Source organism: Paenibacillus sp. MER 180 (assembly GCF_023713665.1).
Taxonomy (GTDB): domain Bacteria; phylum Bacillota; class Bacilli; order Paenibacillales; family Paenibacillaceae; genus Paenibacillus_B; species Paenibacillus_B suaedae.
On sequence record NZ_JAMAVT010000003.1, the window covers coordinates 182418 to 200640 of the forward strand.

The 18223-nt window shown below is 47.5% G+C and carries 22 protein-coding genes; 17 read left to right on the forward strand and 5 right to left on the reverse strand.

Annotated features, from left to right (window positions below; genetic code table 11):
- Positions 1-32: 32 nt before the first annotated feature.
- The 4 genes from M3661_RS05775 (at position 33) to M3661_RS05790 (ending at position 4276) form a co-directional block, all read left to right on the forward strand.
- Positions 33-749 carry a cytochrome c biogenesis CcdA family protein gene (locus M3661_RS05775; RefSeq protein ID WP_021253006.1) on the forward strand — a complete coding sequence of 239 codons (717 nt, stop codon included), beginning with the start codon at positions 33-35 and terminating at the stop codon, positions 747-749.
- 311 nt (positions 750-1060) lie between these two features.
- Positions 1061-1486, forward strand: a complete 426-nt coding sequence (mntR, locus tag M3661_RS05780) for a transcriptional regulator MntR (protein WP_021253005.1) — start codon at positions 1061-1063, stop codon at positions 1484-1486.
- Between the two features lie 111 nt (positions 1487-1597).
- Positions 1598-3196, forward strand: coding sequence for a family 10 glycosylhydrolase (locus tag M3661_RS05785; RefSeq protein WP_251482931.1), 1599 nt, complete (start codon positions 1598-1600; stop codon positions 3194-3196).
- A gap of 102 nt (positions 3197-3298) precedes the next feature.
- Entirely contained in the window at positions 3299-4276 is a 978-nt protein-coding gene (locus M3661_RS05790) for a patatin-like phospholipase family protein (RefSeq protein ID WP_251482933.1), read from the forward strand.
- A 49-nt stretch (positions 4277-4325) separates the two neighbouring features.
- Here M3661_RS05790 and M3661_RS05795 read toward each other — a convergent pair whose 3' ends face one another.
- Positions 4326-4634 carry a hypothetical protein gene (locus M3661_RS05795; RefSeq protein WP_028533133.1) on the reverse strand — a complete coding sequence of 103 codons (309 nt, stop codon included), beginning with the start codon at positions 4632-4634 and terminating at the stop codon, positions 4326-4328.
- A gap of 38 nt (positions 4635-4672) precedes the next feature.
- Entirely contained in the window at positions 4673-5563 is an 891-nt protein-coding gene (locus M3661_RS05800) for a DUF1385 domain-containing protein (protein WP_251483223.1), read from the reverse strand.
- Positions 5564-5818: 255 nt separating this feature from the next.
- On the opposite strand from M3661_RS05800, the gene M3661_RS05805 reads away from it, so the two are divergent.
- The 5 genes from M3661_RS05805 to M3661_RS05825 all read left to right on the forward strand — a co-directional run bounded on the left by M3661_RS05805 (position 5819) and on the right by M3661_RS05825 (position 10252).
- Positions 5819-6499 carry a YqhR family membrane protein gene (locus M3661_RS05805; protein ID WP_065294051.1) on the forward strand — a complete coding sequence of 227 codons (681 nt, stop codon included), beginning with the start codon at positions 5819-5821 and terminating at the stop codon, positions 6497-6499.
- Between the two features lie 116 nt (positions 6500-6615).
- The gene (gene aroQ / locus M3661_RS05810) at positions 6616-7068 is read left to right on the forward strand and encodes a type II 3-dehydroquinate dehydratase (RefSeq protein ID WP_065294050.1); all 453 of its coding nucleotides are present in this window, start codon (positions 6616-6618) and stop codon (positions 7066-7068) included.
- Between the two features lie 45 nt (positions 7069-7113).
- A complete protein-coding gene (locus M3661_RS05815; RefSeq protein WP_021252998.1) occupies positions 7114-8190 on the forward strand; it encodes a M24 family metallopeptidase in 1077 nt (358 codons plus the stop codon).
- Between the two features lie 101 nt (positions 8191-8291).
- Entirely contained in the window at positions 8292-8849 is a 558-nt protein-coding gene (gene efp / locus M3661_RS05820) for an elongation factor P (protein WP_021252997.1), read from the forward strand.
- A 149-nt stretch (positions 8850-8998) separates the two neighbouring features.
- Positions 8999-10252, forward strand: a complete 1254-nt coding sequence (locus M3661_RS05825; protein WP_021252996.1) for an aspartate kinase — start codon at positions 8999-9001, stop codon at positions 10250-10252.
- A gap of 17 nt (positions 10253-10269) precedes the next feature.
- Here the strand turns inward: M3661_RS05825 and M3661_RS05830 are convergent, their stop codons facing one another.
- From M3661_RS05830 to comA, 3 genes are all read right to left on the reverse strand, one after another.
- Positions 10270-10731, reverse strand: coding sequence for a DUF441 domain-containing protein (locus M3661_RS05830; protein WP_021252995.1), 462 nt, complete (start codon positions 10729-10731; stop codon positions 10270-10272).
- Between the two features lie 129 nt (positions 10732-10860).
- Entirely contained in the window at positions 10861-11589 is a 729-nt protein-coding gene (locus M3661_RS05835; protein ID WP_065294049.1) for a 2-phosphosulfolactate phosphatase, read from the reverse strand.
- A 47-nt stretch (positions 11590-11636) separates the two neighbouring features.
- Positions 11637-12458 carry a phosphosulfolactate synthase gene (gene comA / locus M3661_RS05840; protein WP_065294048.1) on the reverse strand — a complete coding sequence of 274 codons (822 nt, stop codon included), beginning with the start codon at positions 12456-12458 and terminating at the stop codon, positions 11637-11639.
- Between the two features lie 241 nt (positions 12459-12699).
- Between comA and M3661_RS05845 the strand changes: the two genes are divergently transcribed.
- From M3661_RS05845 to spoIIIAG, 8 genes are all read left to right on the forward strand, one after another.
- Positions 12700-12969 (forward strand): YqhV family protein, encoded by a 270-nt coding sequence (locus M3661_RS05845; protein ID WP_021252992.1) that lies wholly within the window; start codon positions 12700-12702, stop codon positions 12967-12969.
- Positions 12970-13109: 140 nt separating this feature from the next.
- Positions 13110-14117, forward strand: a complete 1008-nt coding sequence (spoIIIAA, locus tag M3661_RS05850) for a stage III sporulation protein AA (protein WP_021252991.1) — start codon at positions 13110-13112, stop codon at positions 14115-14117.
- Entirely contained in the window at positions 14101-14634 is a 534-nt protein-coding gene (spoIIIAB, locus tag M3661_RS05855; protein WP_231586916.1) for a stage III sporulation protein SpoIIIAB, read from the forward strand. Before spoIIIAA ends, spoIIIAB begins: the two co-directional genes overlap by 17 nt.
- A gap of 11 nt (positions 14635-14645) precedes the next feature.
- Positions 14646-14849, forward strand: a complete 204-nt coding sequence (gene spoIIIAC / locus M3661_RS05860) for a stage III sporulation protein AC (protein ID WP_005546700.1) — start codon at positions 14646-14648, stop codon at positions 14847-14849.
- Positions 14850-14881: 32 nt separating this feature from the next.
- Positions 14882-15271 (forward strand): stage III sporulation protein AD, encoded by a 390-nt coding sequence (gene spoIIIAD / locus M3661_RS05865; protein ID WP_021252989.1) that lies wholly within the window; start codon positions 14882-14884, stop codon positions 15269-15271.
- 22 nt (positions 15272-15293) lie between these two features.
- Positions 15294-16571, forward strand: coding sequence for a stage III sporulation protein AE (spoIIIAE, locus tag M3661_RS05870; protein ID WP_065293207.1), 1278 nt, complete (start codon positions 15294-15296; stop codon positions 16569-16571).
- Between the two features lie 28 nt (positions 16572-16599).
- Positions 16600-17415 carry a stage III sporulation protein AF gene (spoIIIAF, locus tag M3661_RS05875; RefSeq protein ID WP_065293208.1) on the forward strand — a complete coding sequence of 272 codons (816 nt, stop codon included), beginning with the start codon at positions 16600-16602 and terminating at the stop codon, positions 17413-17415.
- 130 nt (positions 17416-17545) lie between these two features.
- Positions 17546-18214, forward strand: a complete 669-nt coding sequence (gene spoIIIAG, locus M3661_RS05880) for a stage III sporulation protein AG (RefSeq protein ID WP_021252986.1) — start codon at positions 17546-17548, stop codon at positions 18212-18214.
- Positions 18215-18223 lie beyond the last annotated feature (9 nt).

The following is an 18223-nucleotide window of genomic DNA, read 5'->3' on the forward strand; positions in this document are numbered from 1 at the left end:
GGGCAATCGACTAATACGGGGAGGCGAAGCGGTTGGGTCATATTACGGTGTGGATAGCTTTCTGGGCGGGATTTGTATCCTTTATATCTCCATGCTGTTTGCCGTTATATCCATCTTACATTTCGATCATTACGGGGATGTCGGTGAGTCAATTAAAGGATAAGCAGAATAAGCGCGAGGTTAGATGGCGCACAATGACTCACACGTTGTTTTTCATTTTAGGGATCAGTGTTGTGTTCTATACACTTGGTCTGGGCGCTACTCTGCTCGGTTCTTACTTGGCTGAATATCGAGATTTGATTCGTCAGATTTCGGCTATTTTCATTCTCATTATGGGGCTTGTGCTCATCGGTGTATTCAAGCCTCAACTCTTAATGAAGGAACGGAAGCTGGATTTTGGACAGAAGAGCGGATACTTAGGCTCCTTTTTGTTCGGGATGGGCTTCTCCGCAGGCTGGTCGCCTTGCATTGGCCCAATTTTGACTGCCATCATTTCATTAAGTGCATCTGAGCCAAGCACAGGAATGTTAATGATTACCGCCTATTGTATTGGTTTTGGTTTGCCATTCTTTATTCTATCCTTCTTCATTGGCTCAACTCGATGGCTTACGAAATATTCGGGCGTCATGATGAAGGTAGGCGGGGCAATTATGATCGTGATGGGGATACTCTTGTTCACCGATCATTTGAGTCAGCTGAATATTTGGCTGCAGCAGATTACCCCAGAGTGGATGAGAAGACTGACATAACTGACAGAACCTACATAATTAAATCATATCTACCGTGACCGCTGCCGTCTAATTTCATAGATGGAGCGGTCTTTCTATGAATTTCCATAGATCGCAGCTATGGTAAATGTCGAGCAAAACAGGTCTAAGGTTGAACTTGATCTCGAAACCATGTAAACTTAAAGATACACGATTATTTCCGTATATAAATATGCATGCTTCATTTCCCGCTAAGGGAACGTAATTTTTATTGATGTGAAATGAGGAACATATTGAAGCAGGAAGCGCTTTTGGACAAGTCGTGTAACGTGGAAGGAAATGAGGGACGCTTGATGCCTACACCAAGCATGGAAGACTATTTGGAACGTATCTATAAACTGATTGACGAGAAAGGATATGCTCGCGTATCCGATATCGCAGAAGGATTGGAAGTGCACCCTTCTTCTGTGACGAAGATGATTCAGAAGCTCGATAAGGACGATTATCTTATTTATGAGAAATATCGTGGGCTCGTGCTGACTAGCAAGGGGAAGAAGATCGGCAAGCGATTGGTGGATCGCCATCAGCTGCTCGAAGACTTCTTAACCTTGATCGGTGTAGCCGACGAGCATATTTATACAGACGTAGAAGGTATCGAGCATCACCTAAGCTGGAACTCGATTACATGCATCGAAACACTTGTTGAATACTTCCGCAGAGACCCTCAGCGCCTGCAAGCGCTTCGTGATTTGCGCAGTGAATTGGATAATGAATCGTAAAACATCTGTTTTTTGCGAAACAGATGTTTTATTTTTTGCGTCTAATAGTTGAGGGGAAATGATATTGACTCATTTTCTCGTTCAACATGGACAAGGGAGATGGAAAAAAGAATGATGAATCACGCGAAAAAAGTACTTCTCGGCACATTTGCTGCTGTTATGCTAAGTACACTTATGCCGCAGATGGGGAATGCGGCCAGCAATGACATTCGAATATTGATGAACAATAAGCAGCTTCAAACGGATGTAGCTCCTTATTTGGTGCCAGGCAAGAATGTGACGATGCTGCCATTCCGAGCAGTAGGGGAAGCTACTGGTGCAACTGTAGGTTGGGATCAGGCGAATCGCCAGGTTGAGTTCCAGAAGGATGGACACACCATTCGCTTGACGATTGGCGACAGCAATGCGGAAGTGGATGGGCAACAGGTGCAGCTCGACGTATCTGCCTCCATGCGTGGTGGACGAACGATGGTTCCGCTTCGCTTCATCAGTGAAAGTGTTGGATTGAAGGTGGATTGGAATCAGCGAGAGCGTATTATAACAATTGTCTCTGAGGGTAGCGAAGCAGCCCCTGAAGATGGCGAAGCGATCCATTCGGAATCAATGAGAGGAACGTGGATATCGACCGTCTACAATATTGATTGGCCGCAGGATCCGAAGAAGTCAGGCTTCAATGCGGAACGTCAGAAGCAGCAGTATACAAGCATGCTGGACAAGCTCCAAAAGGCAGGAATCAACGCTGTATTCGTGCAGGTGCGGCCAACTTCAGATGCCTTCTATCCTTCGAAGCTGCTTCCTTGGTCGGAATGGCTGACAGGAACGCAAGGCAAGGATCCAGGATATGATCCATTGAAATTCATGGTAGAAGAGACACATAAGCGCGGCATGCAGTTCCATGCATGGTTTAACCCTTACCGTGTAAGTGTACAAGGAGATGTATCCAAGCTGGTTAATGGTCATCCTGCGAAGGAGCATCCAGACTGGGTTGTCAAGCATCTGAACAAGCTTATCTATAATCCAGGCGTCCCAGAAGCCCGCCAGTTTGTGCTTGATTCCATCATGGAAGTTGTCAATAACTATGATATCGATGGCGTGCATCTGGACGATTATTTCTATCCATATGGTGAGGACAAGGAATCATTTAAGGATAATGATACATATGAACGCTACAACAAGGTGTTCAATAACAAGGGAGATTGGCGTAGAAATAATGTGAATGAGTTCGTTGAATCCCTGTACAAGCAGATTAAGTCGACGAAGCCGAATGTACAATTTGGTATAAGTCCGTTCGGAGTATGGCGCAACTCCAGCGCAGATCCAACCGGATCAGCAACGAAGGCGGGACTTAGCAGCTATGACAATCTGTATGCAGATACAAGAACATGGATCAAGAATCATTGGATCGATTATATTGCACCTCAAGTGTATTGGCACATAGGCCACAAGGCTGCGTCCTACGACACGTTAGTGAATTGGTGGGTCAAAGAAACGGCAGGCACTGGGGTGGAACTATTTATTGGACACGCTGCCTATAAGCTTGCGGATGCAAATGAAACGGACTGGAACAGTGCAGATGTACTCATTAAGCAGTTGGAGTTCAATTCGCGAATTGATGCGGTAGCGGGCAGTATATTCTTCAGCGCTGCTGATCTGGTAAGAAATACGAAGCAGGTATCCGATAAACTTCAACAGTATTACGAGGAAAAATAGAAGAAAGCCATAATCAGAAATTATACCTTCATACATTCATATCCCCTCCTGCATGAGCATACATACAAGAAGAAGCAGTATGTGTGCGAGGAGGGGTATCCCGTGCGTATCAATGCGGTATTCGAAGGCGGGGGAGTCAAGGGGATATCGTTAGTTGGTGCAGTCCATTCAGCCGAGCAGCACGGGATGACATTCAACCGTGTCGCAGGCACTTCATCGGGTTCGATTGTAGCCTCATTTCTTGCCGCTGGCTATACTGCCGAAGAGATGGAGCGGCTCATATTAGAAATGCCTTTCTCATCCTTCTTACAGCGTGCTCCAATTTTCCAGATTAAATGGATAGGGCCAGCCATGCGGCTGATGTGGAAAAAGGGGCTATATTCAGGTGTAGCACTGGAGAAATGGGTGCATGATTGCCTGTTGAAGAAAGGGATTCGCACGTTTGGGGATTTGAAGAAGGAACAGCTACGAATCATTGCCTCGGATATTACGAATGGGAGGCTGATGGTTCTCCCTGACGACATTGCGAACTACGGGATAGACCCAGCATCATTCCACGTGAGCAAGGCAATACGGATGAGCACAAGCATTCCTTACTTCTTCGATCCGGTGATATTACGAGCCCCATTCGAGGTGAAGAATGGCCGAACGAAAAAGTTTGCTGATCAATTCTCCTATATTGTGGACGGTGGGATGCTCTCCAATTTCCCGCTATGGCTATTCGATGACGAGGTTGACCCGCGATCGAATCGTCTGATTCCAACGATCGGTTTTCAAATGGTAGGAAATCAGTCTGGCCAGCCCCATCAGATTACGGGTCTCATCACGATGCTTCAGGCCATGGTATCCACCATGATCTCGGCACATGACCAGCGCTATATCGATAAGCAGAACCGCTTCCGTACGATCAAGATTCCTACACTGGGTATCGGAACAACTGACTTTGATTTAACCGTTGAGCAGAGCATGGCATTATATGAGTCAGGCGAGAAAGCGGGTAACGCCTTCTTCGAACAGTGGACGAGGGAAGCTTATGAGAAGATGTATAAGGTGCATTGTTGCGGGAAGACGAAGATATAACCAAAAAACAGCGCTTGGATGAAGGAAACTCATCTAAGCGCTGTTTTCTTTATTTAGTCTGTTGTCTGTTCTCATCCTTAGCCTTGTTGCCCTCAATGACCGTAAGTTTTGCTTGTGATCGAGGTCGTATGCGCTTCTTAGCTTGAGACGCACGTGCTGCTTTCAGCTTCGCCTCCGTACGAGGTGAGACCTTCACCTTGACGCTCTTCTTCGGCCCAAATCGATAGACGAGGAATACAACGGCAATGATGGCGACGGGAATTAGAATGGATATAGGATCTCGAGTGAAGCTGCTAACGATTCCGATTCCAACCAACACAGCCATGAGGAGCATAAACCATCGCGGCAGTCGAGCCATCGTCATCATTCCCTTCTTGTCATAGTGTTGATGTAGAATTAAGATACAGCCTGTTTAGGCTGTAATTCGCGATCAAGCTCACACATGCGATTGAAGGAAGCAATCGACACTTCCACCTGATCATCTGTAGGTTCCTTCGTTGTGAGCAGTTGCAGCCACAATCCAGGATACCCAAGCCAGCGAAGCACAGGCACATTCCGCAGGGCATTCGTCAACCGCAGGAACTCGTAGGATACGCCCATGACGACCGGTATCAACAGGAGCCTTGGATAAATGCGTTCCCATAAATTATCATATGGGATAAAGGAGTAAATAACGACTCCAACGATGACGGACAAAATAATAAAACTACTGCCGCAGCGATAATGCAGCGTGCTGAACTTCTGTACGTTCTGTACCGTTAGATCTACGCCGGCTTCATATGCGGTAATTACCTTATGCTCAGCGCCATGATATTGGAACAGACGCTTGACAATAGGAGTCTTGGAAATTAGCCACAAATACCCGAGAAGGAACGCAATTTTAATGACGCCTTCAACGACAGTATGGATCACGATATTATTGAAGGTCGACCCGAAAATGAGTTCTTCAATGACAACTGGAACGGTTGTGAAAATAATTTTACTAAAGATAAGCGATAAAATTCCGACTACCGCTACCCCGACGATCATTGCAAGGTTCCATTTGGAGTCTTTGCCTGCCTCAGCAGCTTCAATTCCTTCTTCATCCTCTGCGTATTTCTCTGCAGCGTAGTTTAAGTGCTGATATCCCTTAGCACTGGCATCGAATATGCCAACAATCCCTCGGAGCAGCGGGATTCTTTTTAGCTTGGCAACCCATGCTTTATCTTTCTTTGGTACTTCGTAGAACGTAATGGATTTATCTTTGCGACGGACAGCCGTCACATTGACGTGCTTGCCGCCGAACATTACGCCTTCAATTACGGCCTGTCCACCGTAAATGGATTTCTGATCTGACAATTACTTCACCATCCCCATCTTGAATGCATTCCGCTTTGCGTGTGTACCGAAGGTGCCTCAAGTAAGAGGCACTTCACGATTTTGAAATAATAATAATTTTATTGTAGCGAATTTTGCTGGCGTTTTCCACACCATGATTGTAATCCGCCTAGGTTGGAGCATACTACATACACGTTGAGATGATCACAATTGGGAGGAATGGCAATGAATGAAAGGCAAGCAAGGGCGGAGTGTAAGAAGAATCCTACTGACCCATTATCGTTTTCTGTGCAAATCGGTTTTTTTGCCGGGCTGATATGGGGCGGGATACGTTGGCTCGCTTATACTTTCCACTTTACTTCGGTGATCCCTGGGATGATTGCGGAACCTTTTTACCCGCATAAATATTTGATCACTACCCAAGGCCAGCTAGTAGGATGGGGCGCATTCATTTTATTTTCAATCGCAGCTTCCATACTATATACACTTTTCCTACGGAAAGTACCTGGTCCGTACCCTGGGATTCTATATGGGATAGTATGGTGGGTTCTATTATATGTTGCACCCGGGCCTATGCTTGGTCTCGTGCATCCAGTATGGAGGACAACATGGAACACAATATGGACAGAATCATGTATCATGCTTGTCTGGGGATTATTCATCGGCTATACGGTAGCAACGGAGTTCAATAATGAACAGGAGCGTGAACCCGATGAGGCAGAGCGTCTCAAAATGAAGGGGGGATCGGGCTATGCCAGCGGTGGAGGACAGGGATCTGGAAAGTCAGGAAATAGAGGGCCTGACCGTGTACCCAGCGACGGAGTTGTTCATTCAGCAGCAAGAAGTGATTCTGGGGAAGAGGCGCATGAATACCCAGAGCGACGCAAGCCTAAACCGATCATGTAGCTAAATGCGCGATGTCATGCGGGGTTTGCTGTATTGACGCTTCTCATTTTCTGCATCGTATGTTAAAATACGTGAGGATTCGTCTGTTGACGGTACGCTTGAGAGGTGGAATCATCATGGCTTGTTACTTGTTATTGAACGGACCGAACTTGAATATGCTCGGCATTCGCGAGCCTGGTGTCTACGGGAGCGAATCGTTGGCTGCGATTGAAGCACGGCTTACAGAGATGGCTGCATCTTGGGGCGTTTCACTGGAATGCTACCAGAGCAATCATGAAGGAGCGCTCATAGACCGTATCCATGAGGCATATGGGACATGCGACGGTATTGTCATTAATCCGGGAGCACTTACGCATTACAGCTATGCATTGCGAGATGCATTAAGTGCAGTTCGCATTCCGACAGTGGAAGTTCATATGTCCAACATACATAAGCGGGAAGAGTTCCGGCATGTGTCTGTAACCGCTCCTGTAGTGGTAGGACAAATTGCGGGATTCGGAGCATTAAGCTATGAGTTGGGATTGTCTGCACTGCATCAGTATGTGTCCTCACAACGGGCAGAAGGTTAATCTCAAGGGTGACGGAACAATGCAAAGTCGGGAGATGATGAGAAGATGAGCCAATCACGTTTGACTCGTTTAAGAGAAGCAATGGGGATGAAAGGCTTGGAAGCCATGTTCATCACAAGTGCGGTGAACCGTCGTTACATGACAGGATTTACAGGTTCATCCGGCTATGTGCTGATTACGCAAGACCGCGCAGTGCTGCTGACGGATTTCCGCTATATGACACAGGCGCCGCAGCAAGCTGTTGATTATGACGTTGTTGAACACGGCGCGAAGATGACAGATACGCTGAAGCAGCTTCTGTCTGATATGCATATTAGTCGTCTAGGGTTCGAACAGGATCACGTCGCATTCGCAACTTATACAGGATATCAAGGACAGCTCGAAGGCATCGAACTTGTACCTGTATCTGGGCTGATCGAAGATCTTCGCATGATTAAGGATGAGGGAGAATTGGCGATTATGCGCGATGCTGCTCAGCTTGCGGATCGTACATTCAGCCACATTCTGAACTTCCTCAAGCCAGGCGTATCCGAGAAGGATATTGCGCTTGAGATGGAATTCTTCATGCGTAAGAATGGAGCAACATCGAGCTCCTTCGATACGATCGTTGCATCTGGCGAACGATCCGCATTGCCGCATGGTGTTGCAAGTGATCGCATCATCCAAGGCAACGAGTTCATTAAGCTTGACTTCGGTGCTTTGTACAATGGGTATTGCTCAGACATTACACGTACTGTAGTACTGGGTAAGCCGACTGACAAGCATCATGAAATTTATAACATTGTTCTTGAAGCACAGATGAATGCAATTCAACATATTCGTCCGGGGATGACTGGACGCGAGGCGGATGCCTTAACTCGTGACATCATTAAGGGTTACGGATATGGTGACCATTTCGGACACAGCACTGGTCATGGCTTGGGTATGGAAGTTCATGAAAATCCAAGATTGGCATTCGGAAGCGATACGGTGTTAACTCCCGGTATGACCGTTACGGTGGAGCCTGGTATCTATATTCCAGGATTCGGCGGTGTACGTATCGAAGACGATATTGTGATTACGGAAGACGGGATTGAAATAATAACACAATCAACGAAACAACTGCTCGTATTAGACATGTAGTGACGGGCGCAGTTCAGTAGATATCTAACCGGTACACTGAGCATCGAACGTATTTCATTACGGTTAATCGGGGTTGCCATGCATGTAGGAGGGAATTTAGAGTGATTTCAGTAAACGATTTTAAAACAGGTTTGACGGTAGAAGTAGATGGAGATATCTTTACAGTCTTGGATTTCCAACACGTTAAGCCAGGTAAAGGTGCTGCGTTCGTACGCTCCAAATTGAAAAACTTGCGTAACGGCAACGTTACGGAGAAGACGTTCCGTGCAGGTGAAACAATCGGCCGTGCGCAAATCGATAACCGCGAAGTACAATACCTGTACAACAGTGGTGAAGAGTATACATTCATGGACAATGAGTCCTACGACCAATTCTCCTTGGACAAGAGCCAATTGGAATGGGAATTGAACTTCTTGAAAGACAACATGATCGTTAACATCGTAAGCTATAAAGGTGAAATCCTTGGTATCAACATGCCGAACAACGTTGAGCTTAAGGTAGTTGAGACAGAGCCAGGAGTTAAAGGCAACACGGCTCAAGGTGCAACGAAGAACGCAACAGTGGAAACTGGCTTGAACGTTCAAGTGCCACTCTTCATCAACGAAGGCGATGTACTGCTTATCGATACACGCGAAGGCAAGTACATTTCTCGTGCCTAATTATTGAATAAGATTTTTAATAAGCCCTGAGTGCCCTGTGCATTCGGGGCTTTTATAATTTAACGTACCGCATTGGTAAAATTGTGCTATAATATGCTATTAAAAGAAAGTGCAAGCATTTCTAGTTCATAGGGTGGGAGTGAGTCAGTGTGGCACTATACGTCATGAAGTTCGGAGGCAGCTCAGTAGGAGATATTGAGAGAATGAAGCGGGTTGCCAAACGAATCGTAGAAAAAAAACAAGAAGGCCACAAGTGTGTTGTTGTTGTATCAGCAATGGGAGACACGACGGACGAATTAATCGATCAATCGAAAAGCTTGAATGAGAATCCTCCTGCGCGTGAAATGGATATGCTGCTCACGACAGGCGAGCAAATCTCGGTAGCGCTGTTATCCATGGCCATCCATCAGCTTGGTCACCAGGCGATGTCTATGACCGGATGGCAGGCTGGTTTCCGAACAGACGGTACATACGGCAGGGCACGTATTGTCGACATACAGTCTGAACGGGTGAAGAATGCACTGCAGGAAGGTCAGATTGTAATTGTGGCTGGATTCCAGGGGATGTCGGAAGTCGGAGAAATAACAACATTAGGCCGTGGAGGCTCGGATACGACAGCCGTTGCGCTGGCTGCTGCTATTCAGGCGGATGTATGTGAGATTTATACGGATGTTGACGGCATATACTCTACAGATCCTCGAATCGTAAACTGTGCCCGGAAGCTGAAGGAAATATCCTATGACGAAATGCTGGAGCTGGCTCACCTAGGGGCAGCCGTACTGCACCCGCGTGCAGTAGAATACGCCAAGCACAATTCAGTGTGTCTTGTTGTTCGATCCAGCTTTAACTACAATGAGGGGACAATCGTGAAGGAGGAAGCTACAATGGAACAGGGTGTAGTCGTTAGTGGCATCGCATATGATAAGAATGTAGCGCGTATTAGCATTTTGGGCGTCGCTGATTTGCCGGGAGTATTGGCGAAGGTATTCGGAGCGCTTGCAAATGAACATATAGATGTAGATATTATTGTACAGAGCGGTGTATTAAACGGTGAGGCAGACTTCTCCTTCACGACAGCACTTGCTGATTGTGAGCGAGCAGTATCCGTTATTGAGAACATTCGCGGTGAGGTTCCATACCGTGAAGTTACATCGGAGCGAGATTTGGTGAAAATTTCGATCGTAGGGGCTGGTATGGTTAGCCATCCAGGTGTTGCTGCTAAAATGTTCGACATCATCTCCCGGACGGGAGTCAGCATTAAAATGGTGAGCACCTCTGAAATTAAAGTATCCTGTGTTGTGGCAGCTGATAACCTGCATGATATTATCCGCGCTCTTCATACAGGCTATGGCTTGGACACAATGGAAACAGCATTCGTAGGCGGTCCTCAAGACCGTAGATAATGGATGGACTGCATATTTTAGAACTTATCAATAATCCATCTGCTTATCTGCAATAATAGTGCGGTTATACCGGCGGCCATTAATGGCCCTACCGGAATGCCGCGCAGTAGAACGATCCCGATGATTGACCCAGCCACTAGGCCGACAATCATTTGCGGATCGTTTTTTAATAGCTCCAGTCCCTTGCCATTCATAGAGGTGGCAATAGCACCGCCCGCAAGTGCCATCATACCCGGCCAGGAAGATAGGGCTGACCATAGATCGTGGGTAGTGATTCGCTCTGCCGCAAAGGGAACAAGCACGGCGATGGTAAGAAATAATAACCCGAACTCCAATCCCCGACGTTCAATGGTGGGAAGATAGCGCTCTAAATGGACAAGCTTAACGATTAGCAATATACATGCGGCAGTCGTAATAATTGGAGATCGGCTAACGAGACCTATGAGTATGAGCGTAACGAGTACAAATTCACCATTCATGTATCATGCTCCTCAAGAGAGAGTTGTTCATACCATCGTGCTGATATGCTGTAGTCATTTTCAATGTATGAACAAGCCCCTCTGCTTTAGAACATAGACCGTCTGGCGCCCTGCTCGTAATTGTGACGTTTATGATGATATAAACGGCTTCATCGTGTGGTTGTCTGTAAGAATGGGGACGAGTGAATACGTATTGACCGTTGCACAGAACTCTACATCTTTTGCGAAGCCAAGCTTGCATAGTCTCTTGCCGCCCGAACATTGTTGAAGCGCTTCTGGAATGCGATTCGCATAATACTGATAGGAGCTGTGAACGGTATATCCGACATCATTCATAGTTAGTTCGTTTGCATTACCCATACAGCGTTGCAGCTCCGCAATTATAAGTCCGGCGCATAGGCCGTCCTCGAAGGCGAATTCATCTTGTGCGCCTGAACAGAGCAATGCCACATCCTTGCGCAGTTTGCATGCAGCATGTGCAGTAGCTTGCGCATTAATGATTGCTCCGGCTAATATATAGTCTGCTTTCAATGCTTTCTGGATGGCACGCGTACCATTTGAAGTTGTTAGCACGATTCGCTTGCCTTCTATGCTGTTCGACATGTATTCATAAGGGGAGTTCCCTGCGTCGAATCCTGATATTTTTTTGCAGTAGCGTTCCCCAGCTAATACATCCTCATCTTTGGCAATTTGTTTGGCTTGGGATACCGTCTCAACGGGAATGACGCCGGAAGCGCCATAATGAAGGGCAGTGATGATCGTGCTTGTTGCACGAAGTACGTCGATTACAATCACCGTGCGATGTGTTAAATCTATTGCTCGTGCCTCGTTTACGCTAAGGATGACATCGATATGCATGTTGGTTCCCCCCCTTTTTTATATTTCTGGTTACGTGTATCGAACAATTAGATCATGTATTGAGATTGAACCATGGCGCTCATTGTATCTGAACGCAGTCCTCTGCGGAGTGCTTCGAAGGCAATGATGTCATGTGGGGATACGTTGCCGATATTCGCCTGCAAACCAACCGTTCGCAAGATTTCAACCTGCTGCTCCTTGTGTGGAGCTTCCCACATCAGTCGGCTAGGCGTATGCACTGCGGAGACAATACGATTGACCAATGAGGTATCACAACTGCCGCTGCAATCATACACGCCAACCCCCACACCAGATTCTCTTCCCTCAAGTGTCATCCATTCGGCTCCGTGAGCAAGATCTTCTGTAAAGGTCTCTACGATATCGGAGAGAACAAATGGTGTTGAATTATCCTTCTTGCCATACTCTGTACAAACAAGCAGTCCTTCCTCGCTAGCCCGGCGGATGAGCGCATTCCGCTCCTTGCGGGTTAATGTGATTGTGCCGTCCGACACCTCAACTCCCGTAAAACCAGTCACTCTCATCATATGAAAAAAAGCATCCACCATGCCTTGCGCGACAGCAATTTCTAAAAACGTACCTCCAGGAATGACAATAACATCATGACGTGCTGCGGCTTCCAGCTTGGTGCTAAGCAGAGAAAGAGGCGTAACGGCAGAGGTTCCAAACCCCAGCTTAATGACGTCGATGTGCTCGTGAGCGAGCTCCAGCATATCCGTAAATTCGCTCATTCCCATTCCTTTGTCCATGACCATCGTCATTCCCGTGGTACGCGGCTTCGCAGTACGTATTCCGCTTGGATCAATTAATCGACTCGGCCAACAGCCAACTTGGTTGTCAGTGAAGCTCATGGTTTACAATCTCCCTCATCTCATGAAGATAGTCAAACTATGAAGTCAATATATGCATACCTCACCTGACAGGTGCCTAGTTGCCTGTATGTGCAGCGTCTATCTGCCAGATTCTCGCGATCGACTGCTCTAAACAAGTCTTGTCCTGCATACAATGTGTCAATATGCGTATTGTACAGGCTGCGTTCACTTGGATCGCTTGATGTTTCCAATTCATGATTGTGTACAGGAGGGGAGAACGGTGACGATTGATAAGTTCGTAGCGAGTATGGCGGGACTGCGCTTTCTGTCTGGATCTCTGGAGATTGCTGTAGCCCTCATTATGTTGAAAGTAAATGATACCGAGAAGGCGCTTGCCGTTAATTCATTGCTCGCTCTTGTAGGGCCGCTCGTGCTTATTACAACGACCACAATTGGGCTGATAGGCATAGCAGACAAGTTGAACTGGACGAAGATTGCCTGGATTGTTGCTGGTGTTACATGCTTGCTTATCGGCATTTTGAAGAAGTAGTGGACGGGGGTATAGGGATCAATCGGTACTAGTCCCACCGAGGTGCATATTTGCCGGACAAGGGTCATACATATGGGATACACAAGGTAGCACCTTATTTCCCTTAAAATAATGAGGATGACCCAAGGAGGATGGGAGAGATGAATGTATACAGCTGGTCAGCGGTGCTGCCTCCCGCGCTTCGTTCTATCTTGCTGCACTTGCCTGAACGCATCTTAGGTGAATTGGAAGAAGTGAGAATCCGACAAGAGCGCCCGCTAGAAGTCAGTGCAGCGGGGGAATTTTATTTTGTGACTAGGGAAGGCACATTGACTGATAAGCCTGATACAGCCTATCGTCCCAACCGCGAGGATAGCCTTCAATTGCTTGACTATGTAACGAATCATTCTCTGTATACGATGGAGGAAGAGCTTCGGCGTGGATTCATTACGGTAGCTGGTGGACATCGAATTGGACTAGCGGGTCGGACTGTGCTGACGCAAGGAAGGGTTAGTCATCTTCGGGATATAACGGGCTTCAACTTGCGTATTGCCCGAGAAGTAATGGGCATAGCCGACGACATTATTCCACAACTGCTTGATTTCAAGCATCGGACAATCCATAGCACACTTGTCGTATCCCCTCCACAGCATGGGAAGACAACCCTGCTGCGAGATATGGCTCGGGCTATCTCCTCTGGCTGCTGGAATCATCCACAGGCGCTCTGGAAGGCGCTTAAGGTAGGCATTGTAGATGAGCGTTCTGAAATTGCCGGTTGTACGAAGGGAGTGCCTAGTTACCATCTTGGCTATCGAACAGATGTCATAGATGGGTGCCCGAAGGCGGAAGGATTAATGATGTTTATTCGTTCTATGTCTCCCGATGTGCTTGTTGTGGATGAATTCGGCAGAGAAGAAGATTACGAGGCGATGCGAGAGGCCATACATGCTGGCGTAAGGATGATCGCATCTGTTCATGGATCGGACGCAGAGGATGTGATTCGACGTCCTGGAATGGCATCCTTGCTTGATGGAGGGGGATTTACTCGGGTTGTTACGCTGCGGAGGACAGCTAGACAGTGGCAGCGGAAGGTGTACGACGGCAAGCTGCGAGCGCTTCAGCCCAGCATCGTAGCGAATGTGCAGGGAGGAGGTGGGTACCACGTATAAATTGCTAGGAGCAGCAATTCTCGTTGCGGCTGCAGCGGGGATAGGATGGGTACAAGCAGCTGCATATGCAGCGAGACCGAAGCAGCTTCGGCTGCTGCACCATGCACTGGCTCGATTGGAAACCGCAATAATATACGGGCACACCCCGCTATCGGCAGCATTTCACGATATTGCACAGCAAATGCCCCCTGTACTGCGCGATATATTCCTCAGCGCATCACAAGCAATGGAACATTCCGCAGCACAATCATTTACGGCAAGGGAAGCTTGGGAGCAAGCGTGGGAACGATATGGCAGCAATACCTCGCTAACGAAGGAAGACCTCCGAATTATTAAGGAACTTGGGTTTACGCTTGGAATTAGTGATCGAGAGGATCAGAGCAAGCATATCAAGCTTGCGATTAAGCAGCTGGAGCAAGAGGAGTGGAGCGCTCGGGAAGATCATAGCCGCTATGGCAAAATGACTCGCAGTCTTGGTGTGCTAGCTGGTTTGCTCGTTGTAATTTTGATGTATTGAGGTGCCAGAAGATGAATGTAGATGTCAGCGCCATTTTTCAAATTGCCGGAATCGGTATTATCATCGCGATGATTCACACCGTGCTGAAGCAAATGGGAAAGGAAGATATGGCTCATTGGGTGACGGTCATCGGCTTTGTTGTGGTCTTGTTCATGGTCGTTCGCTTGCTGGATCACTTATTCCAAGAGATTAAAACCATCTTCTTGTTTCAATAAAATAACGGTAGGTATACAGGTCAGGTGATTTCGTGGAAATCATTCAAGTTGTAGGACTCGGACTTTTGGCGACCATTCTAGTATTGGTTGTCAAAGAGCAGAAGCCGATGTTTGCGTTTATCATTTCAACCTTTGCTGGAATCGCCATTTTTCTATTCTTGATTGGGAAGATCGAAGTCGTCATTCAAGTGCTGGAGGACTTGGCCGATCGCTCGGGAATTCAGCCCATTTATTTGAAGACGATATTGAAAATGATTGGCATCGCCTACATCGCGGAGTTCGGCGCTCAAATTGTTCGGGATGCAGGACAGGATGGGATTGCATCCAAGATTGAACTTGCCGGGAAGGTGCTGATTATGGTACTGGCTATCCCGATCATAAGCGTCATTATAGAGACTGTAATGAAGCTTCTTCCTGCTTAACGTGAGGTAAGGTGGAGTGCGAATGAACCGAATTCAATTGCAAGAACGGCATTGGAACATGGTCTATAGGAAGCGGGTATGGCTCCTGTTGCTGCTGTGCGTGTTGTTCGCTAGTGTGGGTACGGCATTCGCTGCTCCTGCGATAGAAGACAAGCAGGTGACACAGCCGCAGCAGCTGCAAGAAGAAGCGCCCGCAAGACCCGCCGCAACAGAAGCATGGATCGAGCAGCAGACGAAGCGATTACAGACGAGCGAAGTGGAGCGATACTGGAATGATCTGCTCGTCAAGTATGGGGGCTACTTTCCTAGAGATGCCATGCCAGATTTTGTTGATTTGCTGCTTCCTGGCGGTGAGAAGCTGACAGTCAGCAATGTGTTCAAGGCTATCGGGAAATTTATGCTGCAAGAAGTGTTTATGAACGGCAAGTTAATTGTCACGATTGTCATACTCGTCGTATTCAGCATGGTGCTGGAAACGTTGCAGACCGCCTTCGAGCGCAACACAGTCAGCAAAATTGCCTACACGATTTCTTACATGGTCATCATTATTCTGGCTATTAACAGCTTCCAGATCGCAATCGGCTTCGCCAAGGAAGCAATATCAAGCATGATTAACTTTATGATGGCGATGGTGCCCTTGCTTCTAACCCTGCTGGCTTCAATGGGGAATGTTGTGACCGTTACAGTCATGCATCCGCTCATCATCTTTATGGTTCATTTGGTCGGAACACTGATCTATGTCGGTGTATTTCCGCTTCTATTCTTCTCAGCAATTCTGCATATTGTCAGTTCCATATCTGACAAATACAAGGTGACTCAACTGGCGAACTTGATGCGGAGCATCAGTGTGGGATTGCTAGGTGTTCTGTTAACGATCTTTCTGGGCGTGATCTCCGTGCAAGGAGCTACGAGCTCAGTCACTGATGGGGTATCTATTCGAACAGCCAAGTATATAACCGGCAATTTCGTTCCTGTAATTGGACGCGCATTCTCAGATGCAACGGATACCGTCATTTCGGCATCGCTGCTCGTAAAAAATGCGGTTGGGTTGTCAGGTGTCATTATTTTGCTGTTTTTATGTGCCTTCCCAGCAATCAAAATATTGACGCTTGCATTAATCTATAACGCCTCGGCAGCCATTATGCAGCCGTTAGGAGATTCCCCTGTGCTTGGGTGCCTGAAGACGATCGGCAAGAGCATGATCTATGTGTTTGCGGCTCTAGCTGCGGTCGGTCTCATGTTCTTTCTAGCAATTACGATTCTCATTACGGCAGGCAATGTGACGGTTATGATGCGCTAGGCCGCGCGGATGAAATGGAGTGAACGAAATGAGCTGGTTAAGTCAATGGATGAAAGAGATCATCATGATAATTCTACTGGCAACGTTCATTGATCTGCTTCTGCCCAATCGCTCGATGCAGCGATACGTCAAGCTAATGCTTAGCTTAATTATTTTACTAACCTTATTATCACCTGTCCTTAAGCTGTTCGATGCAAGACTGGCAGATCAATTAGCAAGCGAATGGAGCTCTACGTTGTCATCCACGTTAACCGCAGAGCGAAATCAGTCAACGAGCGTAAACGAAATCCGAAGACAAGGAGAGTTGCTAGCCCGTGAGCAGGAAGGCAGTGCGCTGCGGCTTGCAGAAGCGGAAATTGGCAGTCAGATGAAGGAACAGCTTGCGCTTGCCTTTCGTCACAGTGTTCAAAATGCCAACGGTACGAAGAGGAACATCTCGGAGGAACAGGTACAAGTGGAGCAGTTGCAAGTCAAGCTTACCCGCAATGCGAAGGGGGAACCAATCATTGAACGGATAGAGCTTGCTCTTTCTGCCGGACAGGCTGCTGTGAGCGAAACCGATTCTATAGATTTCGTTAAAACTGACGGCACAGTGGAGGCTGTGAAGCCGGTTCATCAAGTACAGATTCAATCAGGCTTGATTGGACAAGAGGGCCCGGAGACGGGACAGTCTCAGCAATTCAAGGAAATCCTAGCATCAGGATACTCTGAACAGCTGGGGGAAGAGGCCGAACAGTATCGCAGCAAGGTTACGAATCAAGCGATGCGCTCACTGATGACCTCTTGGATTGTGAATGCGGAGCAAATCAAGGTGGAGTGGAAACGAGCTGAACCAAAGCTGTAGGACAGCCATCCTTTGGTCATGCGCTCAAGCAGGTGGAAATCATGAAAAAACAAGCATATTTTCTATACGGTAGCATATAGGTGAAATAGGACAAGTAAGACAAGTCCATTCGGTAACGAAGGAGTCGATCATGTTGGCGAAATGGTTGCAGCAGATTGAAACGTGGATCGGAAAAGGCAGCAACGGTTCCAAGCGCGTCCGTTCGTTCCGCTGGCTGCTCCTGCTCGGTCTTGTCGGCGCAGCGCTCATATTGTTCGGCTCGTTCCAGCCTCAGGGAAGCGGCGGAGGGTGGTTCGGGGGCAAAGGCAGCGCAGACAAAGAGCCGCCGGCTGTCGGGGCCTTTGACTCGATGGAAACCAAGAATTCATCTGATAAGGCTTCATCGAATGTATTCGAGTCCATTGAGCAGTCATTTGAAGCACGCGTCAAAGGCATTCTGGAGGGAATTGTCGGCGTCGGACAAGTTGATGTGCTTGTCACGATCGACTCCACAGAGGAACTGATTGTTCAGCGCAACTTCAAGGACAATCAGCAGCAGACCGAAGAGACAGATTCGAACGGCGGCAAGCGGCACACTACCCAATACACGCGCGATGGTCAAATCGTGACGCTGGAATCATCGGGCAATCAAGCTCCAATCGTGACGAAGCGCATTAAGCCGAAAGTGCGGGGAGTCATAGTCGTTGCGAAAGGGGCAGAGAATGCGACGGTGAAGAAGATGGTCGTCGATGCTGTCGAGAAAGGCTTGAATGTACCGGCTTATCGGATATCGGTCGTTCCACGCAAGATTGCTCAATAAGTAAGATTG